16 protein-coding genes and 1 tRNA gene are annotated in these 20,231 nt (G+C 34.4%); 12 read left to right on the top strand and 5 right to left on the bottom strand.

Annotation, left to right across the window (positions count from 1 at the left end; genetic code table 11):
• The first annotated feature begins 53 nt into the window (after nucleotides 1-53).
• From porL to WFH39_RS20130, 5 genes are all read left to right on the top strand, one after another.
• Nucleotides 54-743: a type IX secretion system motor protein PorL/GldL gene (porL, locus tag WFH39_RS20150; protein WP_214588695.1), complete on the top strand. Its 690-nt coding sequence runs from the start codon at nucleotides 54-56 to the stop codon at nucleotides 741-743.
• A 53-nt stretch (nucleotides 744-796) separates the two neighbouring features.
• Nucleotides 797-2,386, top strand: coding sequence for a type IX secretion system motor protein PorM/GldM (gene porM / locus WFH39_RS20145; RefSeq protein ID WP_442891789.1), 1,590 nt, complete (start codon nucleotides 797-799; stop codon nucleotides 2,384-2,386).
• Nucleotides 2,387-2,409: 23 nt separating this feature from the next.
• Nucleotides 2,410-3,348, top strand: coding sequence for a type IX secretion system ring protein PorN/GldN (gene porN / locus WFH39_RS20140; protein ID WP_214588697.1), 939 nt, complete (start codon nucleotides 2,410-2,412; stop codon nucleotides 3,346-3,348).
• Between the two features lie 55 nt (nucleotides 3,349-3,403).
• A complete protein-coding gene (locus WFH39_RS20135; protein ID WP_336691216.1) occupies nucleotides 3,404-4,441 on the top strand; it encodes an NAD(P)/FAD-dependent oxidoreductase in 1,038 nt (345 codons plus the stop codon).
• 169 nt (nucleotides 4,442-4,610) lie between these two features.
• Nucleotides 4,611-4,868, top strand: a complete 258-nt coding sequence (locus WFH39_RS20130) for a SemiSWEET transporter (protein WP_214588699.1) — start codon at nucleotides 4,611-4,613, stop codon at nucleotides 4,866-4,868.
• A 59-nt stretch (nucleotides 4,869-4,927) separates the two neighbouring features.
• On the opposite strand, the gene WFH39_RS20125 is transcribed toward WFH39_RS20130, so the two are convergent.
• Nucleotides 4,928-5,371, bottom strand: a complete 444-nt coding sequence (locus tag WFH39_RS20125) for an META domain-containing protein (RefSeq protein ID WP_336691215.1) — start codon at nucleotides 5,369-5,371, stop codon at nucleotides 4,928-4,930.
• Between the two features lie 18 nt (nucleotides 5,372-5,389).
• On the bottom strand, nucleotides 5,390-5,797 hold the full coding sequence (locus WFH39_RS20120) for a hypothetical protein (RefSeq protein WP_336691214.1): 408 nt from the start codon (nucleotides 5,795-5,797) through the stop codon (nucleotides 5,390-5,392).
• A gap of 799 nt (nucleotides 5,798-6,596) precedes the next feature.
• On the opposite strand from WFH39_RS20120, the gene WFH39_RS20115 reads away from it, so the two are divergent.
• The 7 genes from WFH39_RS20115 to WFH39_RS20085 all read left to right on the top strand — a co-directional run bounded on the left by WFH39_RS20115 (nucleotide 6,597) and on the right by WFH39_RS20085 (nucleotide 17,484).
• Complete coding sequence (locus WFH39_RS20115; protein ID WP_336691213.1) at nucleotides 6,597-6,989, top strand: hypothetical protein; 393 nt, start codon at nucleotides 6,597-6,599, stop codon at nucleotides 6,987-6,989.
• 147 nt (nucleotides 6,990-7,136) lie between these two features.
• Nucleotides 7,137-8,222 (top strand): efflux RND transporter periplasmic adaptor subunit, encoded by a 1,086-nt coding sequence (locus WFH39_RS20110; RefSeq protein ID WP_336691212.1) that lies wholly within the window; start codon nucleotides 7,137-7,139, stop codon nucleotides 8,220-8,222.
• A 24-nt stretch (nucleotides 8,223-8,246) separates the two neighbouring features.
• Nucleotides 8,247-11,441 (top strand): efflux RND transporter permease subunit, encoded by a 3,195-nt coding sequence (locus WFH39_RS20105; protein ID WP_336691211.1) that lies wholly within the window; start codon nucleotides 8,247-8,249, stop codon nucleotides 11,439-11,441.
• Nucleotides 11,428-12,873, top strand: coding sequence for a TolC family protein (locus WFH39_RS20100; RefSeq protein ID WP_336691210.1), 1,446 nt, complete (start codon nucleotides 11,428-11,430; stop codon nucleotides 12,871-12,873). Before WFH39_RS20105 ends, WFH39_RS20100 begins: the two co-directional genes overlap by 14 nt.
• A 613-nt stretch (nucleotides 12,874-13,486) precedes the next feature.
• Nucleotides 13,487-15,202, top strand: a complete 1,716-nt coding sequence (locus WFH39_RS20095) for an AraC family transcriptional regulator (protein ID WP_336691209.1) — start codon at nucleotides 13,487-13,489, stop codon at nucleotides 15,200-15,202.
• Nucleotides 15,203-15,401: 199 nt separating this feature from the next.
• Nucleotides 15,402-16,628, top strand: coding sequence for a hypothetical protein (locus WFH39_RS20090; protein ID WP_336691208.1), 1,227 nt, complete (start codon nucleotides 15,402-15,404; stop codon nucleotides 16,626-16,628).
• 160 nt (nucleotides 16,629-16,788) lie between these two features.
• A complete protein-coding gene (locus tag WFH39_RS20085) occupies nucleotides 16,789-17,484 on the top strand; it encodes a hypothetical protein (RefSeq protein ID WP_336691207.1) in 696 nt (231 codons plus the stop codon).
• Between the two features lie 263 nt (nucleotides 17,485-17,747).
• On the opposite strand, the gene WFH39_RS20080 is transcribed toward WFH39_RS20085, so the two are convergent.
• The 3 genes from WFH39_RS20080 to WFH39_RS20070 all read right to left on the bottom strand — a co-directional run bounded on the left by WFH39_RS20080 (nucleotide 17,748) and on the right by WFH39_RS20070 (nucleotide 20,192).
• Nucleotides 17,748-18,782, bottom strand: a complete 1,035-nt coding sequence (locus WFH39_RS20080) for an RNA ligase family protein (protein ID WP_336691206.1) — start codon at nucleotides 18,780-18,782, stop codon at nucleotides 17,748-17,750.
• A 248-nt stretch (nucleotides 18,783-19,030) separates the two neighbouring features.
• Nucleotides 19,031-19,117, bottom strand: a tRNA-Ser gene (locus tag WFH39_RS20075).
• 58 nt (nucleotides 19,118-19,175) lie between these two features.
• A complete protein-coding gene (locus tag WFH39_RS20070) occupies nucleotides 19,176-20,192 on the bottom strand; it encodes an asparaginase (protein ID WP_336691205.1) in 1,017 nt (338 codons plus the stop codon).
• Nucleotides 20,193-20,231 lie beyond the last annotated feature (39 nt).

Genomic DNA, 20,231 nt, shown 5'->3' with positions numbered 1-20,231 from the left:
AATTACCACTATTTTCAATAAATTTTATTTAACATTAAAAAAAACTAACTTATATGTTTAAGACTAAAGATGCTTGGATGAATTTCTTCTATTCATTCGGTGCTGCAATTGTAATTCTTGGAGCTTGGCTTAAAATTACTCACATTACTTTGGGACCAATTAACGGAAACATGGCGCTTACAGTGGGACTTATTACGGAAGCTATCATCTTCATCATTTTCGCTTTCGACCCGCCAAAATCTGAGGAGTCTTATGCGTGGGAAAATGTTTATCCTGAATTATTAGATAAGCATGCAAACCCAAATCCATTACACTCAAATGTATCTAAAAGCAATTCTGCTCAATTTGCTGAATTAGAAAATTCTCTTTCAACCAAATTAGACAAAATGCTTGAAGACGCTAAACTTGATGTTCAGTTATTTGAAAGACTGAGAACAGGAATCGATAAATTTTCAAGCTCAGTAGATCAGATCAATCAAACTGTTGATGTTTCTGCTTCTACACATAAATATAACGAGCAGTTAAATAAAGCAGCTCAGCATATGGAAAGCATGAACGCTTTATATGCAATGCAGATGGAAAGCACTAAAAAGCAATCTGAATTTGCTAATAAATATGTTGCAGATATGCAGAAATCTGCTGAACAATCAGAAAAATTCAATCAAGAACTACAAGGTTTAACTTCAAACTTAAACAATTTAAACAGAGTTTATGGTGGTATGCTAACTGCTATGAAATCTTAATTTCCCAAACCATTTTTAATTTAACTACTTAATCAAAAAACAAAGAAAAGAGAATGGCAGCAGGAAAACAGACACCTCGTCAGAAGATGATCAACCTGATGTATTTGGTGTTCATCGCTATGATGGCCCTAAACATTGATGCGGAAATCATCAGGTCATATTATGACTCTACTAAAGCTCTTAATGAAACAAGAACTTTAACTGAAAGAAAAAACGAAAAGATTTTTGAAAAAACTCTTGAGGCGAAGGCTCAGCAAGTTCCGGATACTTATGCGCAACCATGGGCTCAGTATCAGGTTCTTAGAGATAAGATCAATGTTTTGGTAAAATCTGCTCAGGAAATTAAAGATGTTCTTAAAAAGAAATCAGAGTTTCATGATAAAGATGCATTAGGAAAAGATGTTGACGTAAGTGAAAACTTTGCAGCACTTAACAACAATGAAGCTACAACTGAATATTTCTTTAAGGAAGGAGATGAAAATACACCGTCAAAGGGTGCGTTGGAATTAAAAGCGAAAATAGATGATGTAAGAAATTACATTAACGCTACTTTTGGAAACAACCCGCAATTGAAAGACTTAGTTGAAAGAGCTAATAAATCTTTAATTGCTGAATATCCAAAAGGAAAATCTCCGAATGACAAAACTTGGTTCCAAAACAAGTTTTATCACCAGCCGTTAATTGCTGCAATTTCTAACTTGGAAATTATTCAGAATGATGCAAGAAACGTTCAGTCTGATGCATTGGCGTTAATGCTGCAGGAAAAAGTAGATGCAAGTATTAAATTTACAAGTTACGAAGCTATTGTTTCTGCACCTGTAGATGTAATTGCAGGAAAACCGGCTGAGGCTGTTGTAATGTTAGGAAACTATTCTAATAGTAATAAAATTACTATGAGCCCTGGTATAAAAGTAGAAAATGGAAAAGGTACAGCATCACTTAATACAAGTGGAATCGGACCAAGAACATTTAGCGGAAGCATTACATTAACGGATGCGACAGGAAAAGCGCAAAACTTCCCTTTCACTCATACTTATAATGTAATTGCTGGACCACAGGAAGTTAAGCTTCAAAAAGGTTTATTATTATCACCAGATAAGATGAATGTAGTGTATAGAGGTTTAGAGAATCCACTTTCTGGATCAATTTTGGGAGCTGATAATTCTAAATTGTCCCTATCTGCTCCAGGTGCAGTTGTTAAAAGTGCAGGTCCTGGTAAATGGAATGTAATTCCTTCTACTGGAAATACTCTTAAACTTACTTTGTCTGGTACAGATCCATCGGGTAAAACTGTTTCTCAGGTATTTGAATATAGAATTAAGAATGTTCCTGCTCCTCAAGGACAAATGAGAGGTCAGACAGTATTGAATGTTCCTGCTACTTCTATACCAAATCAGACTGTACAGGCAGCTATTCCTGATTTTGATTTCCCAGTTTCATTCACTGTTAATCAATTTATGGTAAAAGTTCCGGGTAGAGCTGCATTATTAATCAAAGGAAGCAGTCTTGATGAAGCTGCAGGATTAGTTAAGAATCTAAGAGCTGGAGATGTAGTATATGTCTTCGACATTAAAGCTACTGCTACAGGTTTAGGAAATCAAACGTTGAAAAATATCTCACCAGTTGTAATCAACGTTCAGTAATTTTAATAAGATAAAAAAATATTATGAAAAAATATATTAGCAGTCTTTTAGTATTGGTTTCTGGGTTTGCATTCTCCCAAACCATCCTGAACGCTTCTTCTCCAGAGGAGTTTAGACAAATGAGAGCTGAAAACAAACAAAAAATTGGTGATAGTATTGTTGACAAAAAAGTAAAGCCTTTGGAATATGGATTTGTTGATGATAAAGACATTCTTAAAAGTATGTTTGTTTGGGAAATCATTGATATGAATGATAAAATTAATCAGCCATTCTATTATGATAATCCAGATGGTCTTACATCTAGCCAAACGAGATCTTTATATCAATTATTGTTAGATGCTGCTACGAGTGGAAAAATTGCTGAAGTCTATGATGATGAGAACTTCGTAACAAAATTGAGTCCTGAGGGTATCCAAAAAAGATTAGAAAGTGTAAGAATTGCTGATGCAGCGATTGATATCTTAAACTCAGGGAGACAGTTAACAGAGCAAGAGAAAAAAGAATATACCGACGTTTTTAAAACGACAACTGATAAAGTTAAAGTTTTAAAAGTAATGGGTATGTGGTTTATCGATAAAAGAGATGGGCAGTTGAAATATAGACCACTTGGTCTTGCTGCTATGGGACCAGACCCTGCTGTACAAGGTAGAACAGGACCAGATGGACAGCCTTTAGCTGGAGCAGATGAGCTTATTGATCTTTTCTGGATTTATTATCCTAGCGCGAGAGATATTTTAGCTAACAATTATGTTTATAACAGAAAAAATTCATCAGCAGATTTATCTTTTGATGATTTAATCAACGCAAGAAGATTCTCTTCTGTTATTTATAAATCATCAGCGGGATTAGGTGATGGAGTTATTAAAGACTATATTCCTAGAGATGCTGAAGATCAGATTGAAGAAAGCGACAGAATTAAGGCGCAGATCCTTCAAATGGAAAATGATATGTGGAATTACTAAGATTTCACTTGATAATTATAGAAAACCTGAGTATTTTTACTCAGGTTTTTTTATTATGAAGAATGTAGATTATATTATCGTAGGAGACGGATATGCAGGGCTTTTTTTTGCACATCAGCTAATCAGAAACAATAAGACTTTCGTCTTGTTTTCGGAAGGACAGAAGAGTGCCTCACAAGTTTCTGCAGGAATTATAAATCCTGTTGTGCTTAAAAAATTTACGACTTTTTGGAAAGCACAGGAACAAATCGATTTTCTTAAAAGTACTTTAAAAGAAATTGAAAATTACACCGGAGAAAATTATCTGATCGATGCTCCGATTCACAGGATCTTTCATGACGAAAATGAACAGTCACTTTGGCTAAAGAAGTCGGGAAATGATGACCTTTTATATTTTTTAGATAAAAATTTCGATCATTTAAAGGTGGTAAAAAACGATTTTCTTTCAGGAAAGGTGAATCAGTCTGCGAGACTCAATGTTAACGGTTTTTTTAAAGGTTTATTTAGTTTTTTAGAAAAAAATGAAAAATTAATTGCTGAAAAATTTATTTATTTTGATTTAGATGTAGAAAAATCGACTTATAGAGATTTTACTTTTAAGAATATTTTATTTTGCGAGGGAATGGGAGTAAAGCATAATCCCTTTTTTTCTGAAATTCCGGTAAATCCCAATAAAGGCCACCATATTAAAGTAGAGCTTTCAGAAAAAATTCCCGAAAATATTACTATCAAGAAAAAACATTTTCTTTTTCCTTTAAATGAGCAGCTGTATTTTTATGGTGGAACGTACGACAGAGAACAGCTGCACCATGAAATTGATGATTCTGCAGTTGAGCAGCTTAAAAAAGGTCTGACAGAATTTTATCCTCATCCTTTTGAAATTAAAGAGGTAAATTTCGGATTCAGGCCGACTGTAAAAGACAGAAGACCAATTATCGGAAGACACCCGGATTATCATAATTTGTACGTCTTCAATGGTTTAGGAGCAAGAGGTATTTTAAATGGCTGTTACTTTTCCAAAAGTCTATTTGATTTTATTGAAAAAGATATTCCTCTGGATAAAGAGATTTCTCTGGAAAGATTTGAAAACTAATATTACAAGAAATACATATAAATTCAACTTCTAAATTATTCTGATTATTATTCAATAGAAGTAACGACTATTCTTATTGAATTCATTCAACAGAATTCTATATATGGAAAAAAATAAAGAAGGCTGTAAAGTTGCCATAATTTTTGCTTTATCTAAATAAATGTCATCTATGAATGAAAATCTTTTAGGAATAATTGCCGGTCTTCTTACTTCAGGTTCGATGATTCCTCAGTTAATTAAGGTAATAAAAGAAAAAAATGCAGATGATCTCTCATGGGGAATGCTTGGAGTGCTTATTGTAGGAGTTTCGCTTTGGACGTGGTATGGAGTTTTGAAGGATGAACTTCCCATCATTCTCACCAATGCCTTTTCTGTGGCTGTAAATATTACATTGCTTATCTGTTGTCTTATTTATAAAAAAAAGTAATCTCAAAGAAAAACACTCCTGTCATACAGAAGTGTTCTCATATTGGGATTATTTACAATTTATTTTAGAATAAATTTTGCTAATGGAGCCATTCTGGCTTTGTTGAGCGTTAAAGTATTTCCGTTTACAGAATAATTATCTGCTGCCAGAAGAGCTTGTACAAAAGCACGTTCAGTTTCCAGATCATCACATGCAATCATGGTAGACATTCCCTGATTGAATTTGATACGCATGATTTCAGGCTTTATTTCAAAAGTTCCGCCCACTCCGTTGCATCCTCCATGTCCTTCATACCTCATATTGGAAGTATTCAGCATAAAATGAGGTACTGCTTTGGAATTTTTAAGCTGAATAGGTTTACCGTAGATCTCTGTTAACTGCCATGTCTTTCCGGTAATATCTGAGCTTTTTTCGGGTGAAACAGCTGAAGATGGTTTATTCATACAGGAAGCAAGAATAGCAAACATGATTACCGAACAAATGCAAGCGATTATTTTTTTCATAATTTTAAGATTTTGTGATTAGTAAGAAGCCATTTTAGTATTGGAAGAAGATGATTTATTTTTCTTGCAATGGAAAAGTACCATGTTATAATCTTTGTTCAGAAAAGTTACTTCACCACGAACGTTTGAATACTGATAATCTGCATCACCTGCTGTAAATTCTGGCAGTTCATCACTTTTTTTAAGATTATAAGATTTTCCGTTTAAATGAACCGTTACAGTATGCTGAGTTTCATTAAAGGTTACCTCAAGCTGCTCTCCGGATTCATTAGTATAAACCTCTTTGGTTATCTTGTCTGGCTCCTGCTTCATGGCTGTAGCATTTTCAGGCTGCTCTGCAACTTCTTCTTTGATCTGATTTTTACATGCTGTTACAAGAAAGAGCGGTATGGCTGTAAAAGTAATAGTCCGCAATAATTTTTTCATAATATAAGTGATTTTTAAGTGAGTTACCAAAAATTGGATGATAGTAACGTCTAAAATTACAATTTTTTATGCTAATAATATGTTAAATTTTTATAAATTCACTTAAATTAAGTGTCTTTTTATCATTATAAAAATATTTTATGTTAAATAAAATATGGTAAAATTCTGTGAAAAACTGCAAGAAGAATAGTGGCAGAAACAAAAAAGAGACATTCCGGGAACGTCTCTTCTCAGTGATGTGTTTTTAGAATCTTATGGAGTTTTTATATAATCTATTTATAGCATTTTTTATACTTCCAAGTAAAATCTTTGTTGATTCAATTCCAACTTGGTCAGGAAAAATCAAAAATAAAACAGAGAAATTTATAGTGGGAATTTTGTTTTCATGTTTATTATATTAATCTGAGTTGTTAATAATAATGGTAAAAAGTTTCATGTTTTGTTTATAGTAAAAATAATAAATAATATTTTATTATTGCATATAATTTAATAAAATTTGTTAAAATTTTTATTTTCAATTAAAAGAATGGGGATTTTGTGAAAAATTAACTTTGTATTTACCTTTTCACTGCTTTTACATGGCTGCTCTTTGTCTTTTATGTTCGGGGAAAAAATATATTCTCTGTTTTAAGTATTTGAAAATCATTTAATTTATCAACCTAAAAACAGGCTCATTTCTTTTAATTTAAGCTGTTTCAGTGAATTTAAAGGAGTGTTAAATATTGTTAATATAAACAATTTCTCACTCCAATGTCTTGAAACATAACAGAACTAAAGTCTACATTTGTGCCTTGAAATTATGAGAAACTATATCGTTTATTTTTTGACAACTCTTTTTCTGCTGTTTGTAGTAGAAAGCAAGATCAATGTCAAAACTCTGCGAAACGATTATACAAGTCATACCTCTCAGAATTTACCCAAAAAAGCAAACCGTTTAAATCAGACCTACGAAAAGCTTTCTATTCAGCAGAATCCGGATGATATAGGCAATGCGTATTCACTGGAGCTTACAGAAGATGATTTTCAACTGTCCGATACCTTTCAGACAATGGTTGTTTTCGCCAGCATCTTCACACTGGTCTATATTTTTGGTTTAAAAAGTTTTAAAAAATTAAAATCAGCTGTTCATGGCTGTCTATCAGAATACTCTTCTGTTAAAAAATTCATTCTGATTCGTTCTATCAGAATTTAAAATCCCTTTTTCACACTTATTTCCTGTCGGTTTGCTATCCGTCGGGAAATCCGACGTTATAATTTCCGGCAATAAATTATACCGTTAATTTCTCCAATTGCCATTTTCATATTTAAAACATTAACGATTTACATAAACTCTAGAATTATGATTAAAAGAGTTGTCGCAAGCATTGCGCTAAGCAGTATTTTATTGTTCACAGGTTGTAACAAGAAAAAAGAAGAAAAAGAAGAAGCCGCAGTTTATCCGGTAACCTCACCCATTGTGATGGATACCGTGATCGACAAAGAATACGTGGCGCAGATCAGATCCGTAAAGAACATTGAAGTTCGTGCACAGGAAAAAGGTTTCCTTGAAAAAATCTTTGTGGATGAAGGACAGTTTGTTCATCAGGGACAGACCTTATTCAGAATTATGCCGAAATTATATCAGGCAGAATTACTGAAAGCTCAGGCAGAAGTTGCTCAGGCTACGATTGAGCTGAAAAATGCAAGTACATTAGCCAGTAACAATATCGTTTCCAAAAACGAAAAAGCGATGGCTAAAGCAAAGCTGGATGCAGCCAATGCAGAAGCTAAATTAGCACAGATACACTTGTCATTCACAGACATTAAAGCTCCTTTTTCGGGAATTATCGACAGAATTCCGTTGAAACTGGGAAGTCTGGTAGATGAAGGAGATTTATTAACCTCTCTTTCCGATAACAATGATATTTATACCTATTTCAACGTTTCGGAGCCGGAATATCTTAACTATCAGAGAAATGTAGCTTCAAGAGGGAGTAATATGGTGGATCTGGTAATGGCAAACGGAGATGTTTTTCCACAGAAAGGACAGGTTCAGACCATTGAAGGAGAATTTGACAGTGAAACAGGAAACATCGCCTTCAGAGCAAAATTCCCGAATCCGGATAAACTTCTGAGAAACGGAGAAACCGGAAAGGTAAGAATGACTTTACCATTGAAAAATGCTTTAATCATTCCTCAGAAAGCCACTTACGAAATTCAGGATCAGAAATATGTGTTCGTAGTGGATAAGAACGGAGTGGCAAAGTCCAAAAATATTAAAATCGCTTATGAACTGCCTGATGTGTATGTAGTAGCTTCAGGACTTTCAACAGGAGATAAAATCTTATTGGAAGGAGTTCAGAAAGTAAAAGACGATCAAAAAGTTCAGACAAAAGTTCAGGATCCGAAAAAAGTTCTTCAGTCATTAAAATTAAAAGCAGAGTAATACGCTCTAATGAAGTAAGTAATTATGTTTAAGAAATTTATTCGCAGACCTGTTCTGTCTATCGTAATCTCTTTGATTATCGTATTTATGGGAGTTTTATCCCTTTTGAAATTACCGGTTACCCAGTTCCCGTCCATTTCTCCGCCCAAAGTAAATATTACAGCGGATTATCCGGGAGCGAATAACGAATTGCTCATCAAATCTGTTGTTATTCCTCTGGAAAGAGGTCTGAACGGGGTTCCGGGGATGAAATATATGACTTCCGATGCCGGAAACGACGGAGAAGCTTCTATTCAGGTGGTTTTCGATCTGGGAACCGATCCGAACGTAGCGGCAGTAAACGTGCAGAACCGTGTTTCTTCGGTAGTAAACAAACTTCCGCCGTTGGTAGTGCGTGAAGGGGTGAAAATTACCCGTGAAGAACCAAACATGTTGATGTACATTAACCTGTACAGTGACGATCCTAAAGCAGACCAGAAATTCCTTTTCAACTATGCAGATATCAATGTAATGTCTGAATTGAAAAGGGTAAGCGGAGTTGGTTTTGCAGATATCCTCGGAACCAGAGAATATGCAATGCGTATCTGGCTTAAACCTGACAGATTAACAGCATACAGTATTTCTGCAGATGAAGTGATGGAATCTCTGAATAAGCAGAGTTTAGAAGCTTCGCCGGGAAAAACAGGGGAAAGTTCAGGGAAAAGATCCCAGTCATTTGAATATATCTTAAAATATCCCGGACGTTTTAATAATGAAAAGGATTATGGAAACATCATCCTTAAAGCAAAACCGGATGGAGAGTTTATCAGACTGAAAGATGTTGCAGATATCGAATTCGGTTCTTCCATGTATGATATTTATTCTACATTGAATGGTAAACCTTCAGCAGCGATTACAGTAAAACAATCATATGGTTCCAATGCAAGTGACGTTATCAAGAACGTAAAATCTTTGATGGAAGAACTGCAGAAAACCACTTTCCCGAAAGGAATGCATTACGACATCAGTTATGACGTATCAAAATTCCTTGATGCTTCTATTGAAAAAGTAGTTCATACGCTTTTTGAAGCCTTTATTTTGGTGGCAATCGTTGTATTCTTATTCTTGGGAGACTGGCGTTCCACCTTAATTCCTGCTTTGGCGGTTCCCGTATCTTTGGTGGGTACTTTTGCCGTAATGTCCGCCTTCGGAATTACCTTAAATATGATCTCGCTATTTGCGCTTGTAATGGCGATCGGGGTTGTAGTGGATGATGCGATTGTAGTAATTGAAGCGGTTCACGCGAAGATGGAGGAGAAGCATTTATCTCCGCTAAAAGCAACTGAAGAAGCCATGCATGAGATCAGCGGAGCGATTATCGCAATTACTCTGGTAATGGCATCCGTATTTATTCCGATTGCATTCATGTCTGGCCCGGTTGGGGTTTTCTACCGTCAGTTTTCCATCACTATGGCTTCTGCAATCATCCTTTCAGGGGTTGTAGCTTTAACATTAACTCCGGCTTTATGTGCTTTAATTTTAAAAAATAACCACGGAAAAGCTAAAAGAAGAACTCCGATTACTATTTTCCTTGACAAATTCAACGGATTATTTACAAAAGGAGCGAACAAATATGAAGGAATGCTAAACAAAACAGTGAAGAAAAAAACAATTACTTTACCTTTACTATTAGCCTTCTGTGCATGTACATTCTTTTTAAGCAATTCATTGCCTTCAGGATTTATTCCTGCGGAAGATCAGGGGATGATTTATGCGATTATTCAGACTCCTCCCGGCTCTACGCTGGAAAGAACCAACCAGATTGCCAGAGAATTATTGAAAGAATCTGAAGATATCGACGGAGTACAGTCCGTTTCTTCATTGGCAGGTTACGAAATCCTTACCGAAGGTACAGGTTCCAACTCCGGTACTTGTCTTATTAACCTTAAAAGCTGGGAAGACCGTAAAGAATCTGCTGCCGAAATTATAGAAAAGCTTGAAGAAAAAGCGAAAAATATTCCGGGTGCGAATATAGAATTCTTCCAGCCGCCTTCCATTCCGGGATACGGTGCAGCAGGTGGTTTCGAACTTCGTCTGCTCGATAAAGCAGGAAGCGGAGATTATCAAAAAATGGAGAAGGTAAGCAACGATTTCGTAAGGGAACTGAAAAAGCGTCCTGAACTGGGTTCTGCGTTTACGTTCTATTCCGCGAGTTTCCCTCAGTATATGTTGAGAGTGGATAATGATCTTGCCGAGCAAAAAGGAGTGACGATTGAAAATGCAATGGATAATTTATCCACATTAATCGGTTCCAACTATGAAACCAGTTTCATCCGTTTCGACAGACCTTATAAAGTAATTGTTCAGGCAGGACCTCAATATCGAGCCTTACCAAGCGATCTTTTGAAACTGTATGTGAAGAATGATAAAGATCAGATGGTTCCGTATTCAGATTTTATGCATCTGGAAAAAGTATATGGTCTTTCTGAGATTACCAGACACAATATGTACAATTCTGCCGAGGTGAGTGGTACTCCTGCTCCGGGCTACAGTTCCGGACAGGCAATTGCAGCCATTCAGGAAGTTGCGGATAAAACACTTCCGAGAGGTTTTGGAATCGATTGGGCGGGGATCTCTAAAGATGAGGTAAGCCGTGGAAACGAAGCAATTTTCATCTTCCTTGTGTGTTTAGGATTCGTATATCTTATTCTTTCCGCACAGTATGAAAGTTTTATTCTTCCGTTGCCGGTAATTTTATCTTTACCGACAGGTATTTTCGGAGCTTTCTTATGTCTGAAATTATTAGGACTGGAAAACAATATTTACGCTCAGGTTGCCATGGTCATGCTGATTGGTCTTTTGGGTAAAAATGCCGTACTGATTGTGGAATTTGCCGTTCAGAAAAAAGCAGAAGAAGGAATTCCTGTAGCGCAGGCTGCGATTGAAGGAGCTGCAATTCGTTTCCGTCCGATTTTGATGACCTCATTTGCATTCATCGCAGGTCTGATTCCATTAGTGGTGGCAACAGGACCCGGAGCAATCGGTAACCGAACCATTGGTACTGCGGCAGCGGGTGGAATGCTGATCGGAACTATTTTCGGATTGATGATTATACCGGGATTGTACTACATTTTTGGAACAATTGCCGATAAATCCAGACTGGCAAGATATGAAGAGGAAAATCCTTTGACAGAACAAACAGAACCGTACCAACACGACGACAAACATGAAGATTTATAATAAAAGATATATAGCAGCCATCGCCTTATCGCTTGTTTTAGCAGGCTGTAAGGCGCCAATGGCGACCGTGGTAAAAGATGAGGTAAAAGAAAATATTCCTCAGAATTTTAATCAGCAGGATCAGGGTGATGCCAATAATAACAGCGGAACAACACCTTGGAGACAGTTTTTTACAGATCCCAACTTAGTAGTTTTAATAGAAACTGCCTTAAAAAATAATCAGGAGCTGATGATTACTTTGCAGGAGATTGAGATTGCAAAAAGTGGTGTTTTAGCTAAAAAAGGACGATTAACCCCTACGGTTTCTGCAGGAGTAGGAGCAGGTGTGAAAAAAGCAGGACGCTACACCAGTGAAGGTGCTGGTGATGCAACCACACAGATAGAACCCGGAAAAGATATGCCGGATCCGCTTGGAAATTTTGAGGGCGGTTTAATGGCAAACTGGGAAGTGGATATCTGGAAAAAACTGAGAACGGAGAAAGAATCTGCTGTTGCCCATTATCTTTCTACTGTAGAAGGTAGAAACTTCGTTCTTTCCAACTTAATAGAGGAAGTTGCCAATAATTATTATGAATTATTAGCTCTGGATAACCAGCTGGATATTATTCAGCAGTATACAAAATTGCAGCAGAGAGCTCTGGAGATATCAAAAATCCAGAAAGAAGCAGCAGCAGCAACTGAACTTGCCGTAAAAAAGTTCGAAGCGGAACTGGCAAAGTCTAAAGCTTCGGAATTCACCATCCGTCAGGAAATCACAGAGAAAGAAAACGAAATCAATGCGCTTTGCGGACGTTTTCCGCAGCCAATTGTAAGATCAAAAGGAGACTTCATGTCGATGATTCCTCAGACGGTTTATACGGGGATTCCGTCCCAGTTACTGGCGAATCGTCCCGATATCAAACAGGCTGAACTGGAATTAAAATCTTCAAAACTGGATGTTGAAGCGGCAAGAAAAGAGTTTTATCCGTCTCTGGAAATCTCTGCAACATTAGGACTGGAAGCTTTTAAACCTTCTTATCTTGTTAAATTGCCGGAATCTATGGCTGCAAGCTTAGTGGGTGAACTGGCAGGACCTCTTATTAATAAAAGTGCTATTAAAGCCAACTTTCAGACGGCAGATGCAAGACAGATTCAGGCTTTGTATGAGTATGATAAAACCATCCTGAATGCTTATCTGGATGTTGCCAATTTAATGTCTAAAGTGAAAAACATCGATCAGTATTACAAACTGAAGTCTGAAGAAACACAGGCTTTGGAAAAATCAATAGATATAGCCAATCAGCTATTTAAAAATTCAAGAGCAGATTATCTGGAAGTTCTTCTGAACCAAAGAGACGCTCTGGATGCCAAAATGGAACTGGTGGAAGCTAAACAAAAACAGCTGAGTACAGTTGTTGATATTTACAAGAGCTTAGGCGGAGGCTGGAAGTGATTTGTAAATCCTTAATGTTTTAAAAAGAAAAGAGGCTGCCCGTAAGGAACAGTCTCTTTTCGATTAAAACTGAAAACTCTAATAAAAAGGTTCATATTTCAGAACCTCCTTCCCAATTTACCTGTAAGACACAGGACTAATTTATTTCTTCACGGTTATTATCTTTTTTAAAAAAAATGGTTATTAGTTTTAAAAAAAAAATTAAATTTTAAAAAAACCAGCCTTCCAAAAAAGTAATTTCTCCTGTTAAGGAAGGTGGTAAGATTTATGAATAGAATCATGTTTATTAGCTTTTCAAAATTTATCTTTGTGCTTTTTTAGTGCTTCCTTTCTATTCAATAAATTTATAAACGGCTTAACTAATTTTATTTTTCTTTGATTTTCTGGTTCGAAATTATAACCTTATGGTGAAATAAAAAAACAAATGTGGTCATTATTCATAAATTAAGACAATGCCATTGCTGTCTTTTTATTTATTAATTACCTGATTTTCAATTTGTAAATTTGTAAAGTAGAAATAATACTATACCCTGTTTTAATTCATTAATCTTTGATAAAAAATGATCTATTTTGTGTACTTTTGAGGACTTAACACACAGGATTATTTAACAGGGTGAAAAAAAAATTATTTTTTATTCTTTTTTTCGGGTTTTTTAGTTTAGTATTATCTCAGGAAAGTTACAGCGATTATTATAAGCTTAGGCTGAAATATGAAGACTTTCCCGAAAATGATACGAAAGCATTTCCGTTTATTAAGCCGTATATTGATATGGCAAAAAAGGAGAAGAATTACCAAAAGCTGGTTCAGGGCTATAAAGATGCCGTTTATTTTTCTTCCTTAAACGAGAATAAACTGAAATATGCGGACAGCATGATCTGGGCCGCCAATAAAACGAATGATGATGATCTTAAAATTGTCTCCCATATTGATAAAGGCGTTATTTATTATTATCATTATAAAAAATTTCAACTCGCTCTTAACGAATATCTGGAAGCATACAAATATTCAAAAAATACTAAAAATGAATATCTGAAGTATCAGAATCTTTATCATATCGGGGTTGTAAAAAGTTATCTCGGCTACTATGAAGACGCTTCACAGCTTTTTACAAAATGTCTGGTTTATTACAGAGAGAAAGCGAAAGAAATAACAAAACTTCATCCCAACGAAATTTACAATAATAGTAAAGGATATTTCAACAGCCTTCATCAGCTTATTATCTGTTATCGGAATCTCGGGAAAGACGGAGAAGCAGATGAAGCAATACAGACTGGTCTTTCTGAAGTAGGGGATAATCCGGAATATGCTTTAGAGAAAGGTTATTTTATTTTAGCCAAAGGAATTTCAGAATATAAAAAAAATCAATTTCAGGAAGCTTTAAAAGATTTTAATCAATCGCTGCCCGTTATTAAAGAAAGCCGCGATTTTGCAAGACTTTCGGTAAGCTATTTCTATATCGGGAAAAGTTTTTCAGGGCTTAAAAAGACCAGACAATCTATTGTTTATTTTAAAAAAATTGATTCTATTTTTCAGAAACATCAGTTTATTCTTCCGGAGCTGAGAGAAAATTACGAACTCCTGATCGATTATTCCAAAAAAGAGAAAAATCAGGAACTTCAGTTATATTATACAAGTCAGTTACTTCGTGCAGACAGCATCATGTCCAAAGATTTCATTTATCTGTCTCCGAAAATTCATAAAGATTATGACACCAATACCTTACTGGAAGAAAAAAATAAACTTCAGAAAATAAATTATCTCGGAACTGTTATTATTATCGTTTTGATTATCTGGGGAATCGGTCTGGTTATTCTGCTTACCAGAAGGCATAAAAAATCTAATGAAATTCAGAAAAAATATATTATGGTGGAAAAGAAATTTATGGCAAGCCATAAGAAAGAAGAGGCGGATGAAATAAAAGAAGTTGTTCCACAGATTGAAGAAAAAAAGCTGACGATTACAGAGAATAAAGTTGAAGAGCTTCTGAAAAAACTTAAAACATTTGAAGATAAAAAAGGTTTTACACAAAAAGGCTTAACCATTGGCAAATTAGCCGCCCAACTAGGTACTAATTCAAACTACCTCTCACAAGTGATTAACGAATATAAAAAGGCAAATTTCAATAAATATTTAAGCGAACTCAGAATCAATTACATTACCAATCTGCTTTTTGAAGATAAAAAATATCTGAAGTACAGCATCGAAACCCTCGCAAAAGAATGCGGAATAGCTTCCAGACAGAACTTTTCTGATCTTTTCTACGAAATCAACGGAATTCGTCCGACGGATTTTATTAAGAAAAGAAGAGAGGAATTGACAGGAAAATAATAAAAACATTGATAATCAATAGATTATAAAATTTATTTGTTTGGATGTAAAGATTAGAAATAGGATAATTTAGGATTCATTTACTTATATATCTATTATAAATACTGTACTAGGTTTTGTACTTTTGATTATTAATTAACAATACTAAGAATCTTGTCATGCATTAAGATAAACTCGTATTAATAAATTTTGAATAATTATGAACTCAATAAAAATAAAACACAATCTTTACGATATTATTTTCTTACTATTTATAGGAATTATATACATATTTTCAATAGCTAAAGATCCTGCACTTGGTGATAGTCTGGCTTTTACATTACAAGGATATAAGGGGTTCGATTTTTCTTCGAATGCAACTAATCACCTGCTGTTTTCCAATCTATTATCACTGCTTCATAAAATATTTCCTTTTATAAAAATACATTTTCTGTTTGTTTCAGTAAGTATCCTATCAGCGATATTGTCTTTATTATATCTGAGAAAATTATTAATAATATTAGAAGTTTCTTCCAAATCTTCTTTCATATGTATAATGATTTTAGGACTTTCATTTACATTTTGGAGGCAGGCAATCATAACAGAAGTTTATACATTTTATTTACTGTTTGTAATTTTATTTCTCATCAATTTATTTAAATTTAATCAGAGAAAAGAAATTAAATATTTTTATTATTTGTCTGTTTTATTAGGTATCCTTTTTTTGATACATATTCAGACGATTCTTTTTTTATTTCTTTATTTTTATTTCATTTTTAGAAATTTCTCTATCTTAAAAAAACATATTATTTATGGAGGGTTAATACCGATTCTTTTATTTTCAGTTTTATTAATTCCGGTATTTATGGGGCATCAGACTTTTATAGCTATTTTTACAGATAATTCCTATGAAAGTTCTCTTTTTAATTTTGATCCATCAATTATTTTTAAAAGTATTATAAGAAATATCGTCTTTTTTATATACAATTTTCTGTTTTTTTCTGTATTTTTATTCTGGGGCTTAAAAAATAAAACCTATGGTGATTATATACTTGTAGGCATTATTCCCTTTTTAATTTTTTGTATAAAACACAATGTATCCGATTCATATGTTTTTCAATTGGTTCCTTATATTTTTTTATTGATAATTATTGGAAGAGGATTGGATCATTTTCCTAAGATCTATATAATTTTACCATTATTTTTACCTTTAATTTATTTTGCTTCTTACAAAGTAATTCAAAAAACATCCTTAGGAAGGAATTTTGAAAAAGAAAAATATTATAAAGGAGGTATTAGATACATGATGTTTCCGCCATTAAAAGGGAACCCTGATTGGGATTACTTTATTCAAAAATATAAGGAAGATTCTCTTTATAATAATCCTGATATACAATATTTGGATCCTGCCATTAAAGAATGGGATAAAATCAGAAATAAAAATTAGTCTTATCCTGAACGCGAATCAGTTGAGGTATTTTAGATCCTATCCACTTTATTACATCAATCCAAAATCATCAATTCAAAAAAATTTCAAAACTAAAAAATAACACGTCGAGTTTTGTCGCATTACTGCAATAGCTTTGTCTTATCAAAATTACGAAGTTATGGAACTGCCATTATATCTAAGTTTTAACGAATTTGAAAATACCTATTACGACAACCTTGAAAAATGGTTTGAGGAATATCAGAATACAAGTGAAACCGACTATCTGAAAGCACTTTCGGATCTCTACAGTCCTTTTTTGTATTACAACTTTGCCAACGACAGAATTCAGGCGGATGCTTCCCTACAGATTAAAGACTGCTTTTTTCCTTATCACGATAAAATCGGGATTTCTTTCTGCACTACCTGTGAAAATGGAAAGCCTGCCAGAAATTCAAAAAAAATCAATCATCAGTTCGAATGGAAAACCGTTACGATGATGGAATATGCACAGCATATTTTGGATAAAATCAACAGATACTTGTCTAAAAATAACATCAAGGAAGGTAAAAATGTACTGGATTTTATCAACGATTTTGAAATCATCACTTCGCGTGAAGGAGCGGGATATTGTGTGAATTACAACCAACATCAGGCGACAATTCCTTTTCTGAAAGCTTATCTTCCGGTTCACGGACAAACGGTAAATATTGCGGTATACAGAGATTTTCTGTTTTCCGTTGTTCAGATCGCAGAATGTATTGATCAGAAATTAAAAGAAGTGCAGGCTTTTGAAAGCATGATCTATTCAAAACTGAAATCAGAAGCGAAATTTAAAGTACAGATGAGCCATCAGTTTTTAACGATGTGCAATTAACCAAAACACCAAAACATTCATATAGCTAAATTGTAGTTTGAAATTAGTTGGTACTTTTTCAAACAGAAAATCCCGGTTGAAAAACTGGGATTTTTTATTGTTTGATGGTTGTTTTTTTATTCAGCTTCACGATATTGCCTCAACCAATTATCAAAATTTTCTTATATTTTTCGTGTGCAGAACTAATAATTTCAGGTCTTAAATTTTAACCACTGAAAATCAAAAATTCAGGCAAACTTTAAATAAGCGTTAAAACCTAATTTCTAAAAACTGTTGTTGGTAGAAGCTATCATTTTATTTATTTCAGAGCTGACTCTTTCTATAATCCACTCTTGTTCGCTAGAAGATAAATCATTCCAGATATTATTATTTTCGTTAAAATCTGTTATTACATCTTCCAGAAATTCCGTTTTGATCTCAGAAACCCGAAGTGGATTATTCATATCTAATGTTCCTATTTTAGAGATGGCACTATTTAACCTGTTCTGTGTAATATAATTTCTCAATTCTTCTAGAATAAAAGACAAATCTTCTGTTTTAGAAGAAACATCCGGAATGAATGACCATTTTTGAGCTTCATGAAATTTATCCTCTTCATCAAATTCAGGATTTTTTAATTTAACGATTGGTCTTGATAATAAAGTGTTATCTGTTTGATTATAAGGTTTTATAACCACCCCTTCGATTAAATTATCTTGCAGATCCGGAAGGTTAAATTCTTTTGGAATAGTCGAGTTGATTCTGATATTGAAATTCATTGCTTCATTGAATTTTCCAATCAATAAAGGTCTTGCATGAAATATTTTAAATTGATTAAAATAAGCGAGTGAACTTTCATAATCCAGATAATATTTAGAATTTGAACCATTGTTCTCAATAGCAATATCAAAAGCGCAAAACTCAATGTCCGGTGTATAGTATACTCCGGTCTGAATTGCCTGTAAGTCATTTATGGCACTTACTTCAGGATGAGGATATTTGCCGCCAAAAAGCTCTCCGTAAATAATGTATTTCTCACCCTCTATTTCGTGGCTTAAATGTTCAAAAAGACGCAAAATATTATCTTCTAATTTGTTTACAACCAACTGGAAGCCGAAAAAATCATCTGTCCAATTGAGATATTCTTTTCTTTTTGCAAATTTTAGACTACCATTATCATACACAAAGCTAAAGTTTGCACCATGTACTTTTTCCGTTACAACCCATTTTAATTTTTCCATTTGGGAAAAATCATGTTCATTCAGTCCCAGCTTTTTTAAACTATTAGGCATTTTTTCATACCCTGAAAATTCACTCATTATTTCCTGATTCTGCGTTTTAAATTTCTTTTAATATCCAAATTTACGCACTGCGTAAAATGCAATATACATATTATTACGTTTATTTCTTAATGTTTAAGCCAATTTCAAAGGTAACCATTAAAGTCGCAAAAGAAAGCAATACGGTTAATCTTTGGTAAATACAATAAAAAAAGGATCAGGCTTTTGATAATACGAAGAGTGTTAAAACAAAAAAGTCTCAGGTGAAACCTAAGACTTTTTATCTGCAGAAAGGAAGGGATTCGAACCCTCGATACAGTTACCCGTATACTACCTTTCCAGGGTAGCTCCTTCAACCACTCGGACACCTTTCTTTATTCGAGACTGCAAAAATAGACTATTTTCCGGAATCTGCAAACTCAAAATGCAATTTTATCCGGAAATTTCTCCACAAAGGCTTTTGGAGAAGTTTTCAGCGAAGTTTCCTGTGTAATTTGGGTTGTCTATTAAATGCATTGCTTTAGTAATCGCACTTTCGGCAGTAATATCCGTTCCGCTGATGGCTCCGATTCTTGAAAAAATATTGCTGTTTTCATACTTTCCAAATGATATTCCGCCTGAAATACACTGACTTACCACCACGATTTCAGTTCCGTTATCCCGGATCTGCTGCAATGTTTCCACCGTTTTTTCACTGCTGAAAATAGTTCCCGAGCCAAAAACCTGAAGAATAAGAACCTTCATTTTTGGAATTTCTTTAAAATGATTCAGATTCATCCCCGGAAAAATTCTCCAGAAAATAACATCTTCCGAAATATGATCGTCTACATGAAATTCAATATCCGGATCACAGCGGTAAAGATTATCTTTGATAATATTTAAATGTACTCCGGATTGCCCGAGAATAGGGTAGTTCGGACTTGCATAGGCATCAAAATACTCCGCAGAATATTTCAAAGTGCGGTTTCCTCTCAACAGTTTATATTCAAAATAAATGGCTACTTCCTGAATAACCGCTTCGTCATTTTCATACAAACTTGCATAATAAAGACTCGTGAGAAGATTTTCTTTCGCATCGGTTCGTAAATCTCCGATCGGAAGTTGGGAGCCCGTTAAAATAACCGGTTTTTTCAATCCTTTCAGCATAAAACTTAATGCGGAAGCGGTGTAAGACATCGTGTCTGTACCATGCAGAATTAAAAATCCGTCAAACTGGTGATAATTTTTCTGAATATAATGAGCGATAATTTTCCATTCTTCAGGTCCCATGTCGGAAGAATCCAGCGGTTTTTCAAAAGGATGAACAAAAACTTCACATTCCATCAGCTTCATTTCTGGCATTTTTTCGAAAATATTTCCGAAATCAAACGCACGGAGGCTTCCGCTTTCATAATCTTTCTCCATTCCGATCGTTCCACCGGTGTATATCAACAGGACTTTTCTTTTCATACAGGACTTTTCTTAGATTTTTATCCTCCATTCGCAGGA

It is taken from the genome of Chryseobacterium sp. MMO-72 (genome assembly GCF_037146035.1).
Taxonomy (GTDB): domain Bacteria; phylum Bacteroidota; class Bacteroidia; order Flavobacteriales; family Weeksellaceae; genus Chryseobacterium; species Chryseobacterium indicum.
This window is presented reverse-complemented; position numbering and strand designations above follow the sequence as displayed.

What these genes read in the sequence shown, in the direction of transcription:
- WFH39_RS20125 (WP_336691215.1), bottom strand. Translation starts at nt 5,371, where the DNA reads ATGAAAAAAATAATCGCTTGCATTTGTTCGGTAATCATGTTTGCTATT.
- WFH39_RS20070 (WP_336691205.1), bottom strand. Translation starts at nt 20,192, where the DNA reads ATGAAAAGAAAAGTCCTGTTGATATACACCGGTGGAACGATCGGAATG.
- WFH39_RS20120 (WP_336691214.1), bottom strand. Translation starts at nt 5,797, where the DNA reads ATGAAAAAATTATTGCGGACTATTACTTTTACAGCCATACCGCTCTTT.
- WFH39_RS20100 (WP_336691210.1), top strand. Translation starts at nt 11,428, where the DNA reads ATGAAGATTTATAATAAAAGATATATAGCAGCCATCGCCTTATCGCTT.
- WFH39_RS20110 (WP_336691212.1), top strand. Translation starts at nt 7,137, where the DNA reads ATGATTAAAAGAGTTGTCGCAAGCATTGCGCTAAGCAGTATTTTATTG.
- porN (WP_214588697.1), top strand. Translation starts at nt 2,410, where the DNA reads ATGAAAAAATATATTAGCAGTCTTTTAGTATTGGTTTCTGGGTTTGCA.
- porM (WP_442891789.1), top strand. Translation starts at nt 797, where the DNA reads ATGGCAGCAGGAAAACAGACACCTCGTCAGAAGATGATCAACCTGATG.
- WFH39_RS20135 (WP_336691216.1), top strand. Translation starts at nt 3,404, where the DNA reads ATGAAGAATGTAGATTATATTATCGTAGGAGACGGATATGCAGGGCTT.
- WFH39_RS20105 (WP_336691211.1), top strand. Translation starts at nt 8,247, where the DNA reads ATGTTTAAGAAATTTATTCGCAGACCTGTTCTGTCTATCGTAATCTCT.
- WFH39_RS20090 (WP_336691208.1), top strand. Translation starts at nt 15,402, where the DNA reads ATGAACTCAATAAAAATAAAACACAATCTTTACGATATTATTTTCTTA.
- WFH39_RS20115 (WP_336691213.1), top strand. Translation starts at nt 6,597, where the DNA reads ATGAGAAACTATATCGTTTATTTTTTGACAACTCTTTTTCTGCTGTTT.
- WFH39_RS20130 (WP_214588699.1), top strand. Translation starts at nt 4,611, where the DNA reads ATGAATGAAAATCTTTTAGGAATAATTGCCGGTCTTCTTACTTCAGGT.
- WFH39_RS20085 (WP_336691207.1), top strand. Translation starts at nt 16,789, where the DNA reads ATGGAACTGCCATTATATCTAAGTTTTAACGAATTTGAAAATACCTAT.
- WFH39_RS20080 (WP_336691206.1), bottom strand. Translation starts at nt 18,782, where the DNA reads ATGAGTGAATTTTCAGGGTATGAAAAAATGCCTAATAGTTTAAAAAAG.
- porL (WP_214588695.1), top strand. Translation starts at nt 54, where the DNA reads ATGTTTAAGACTAAAGATGCTTGGATGAATTTCTTCTATTCATTCGGT.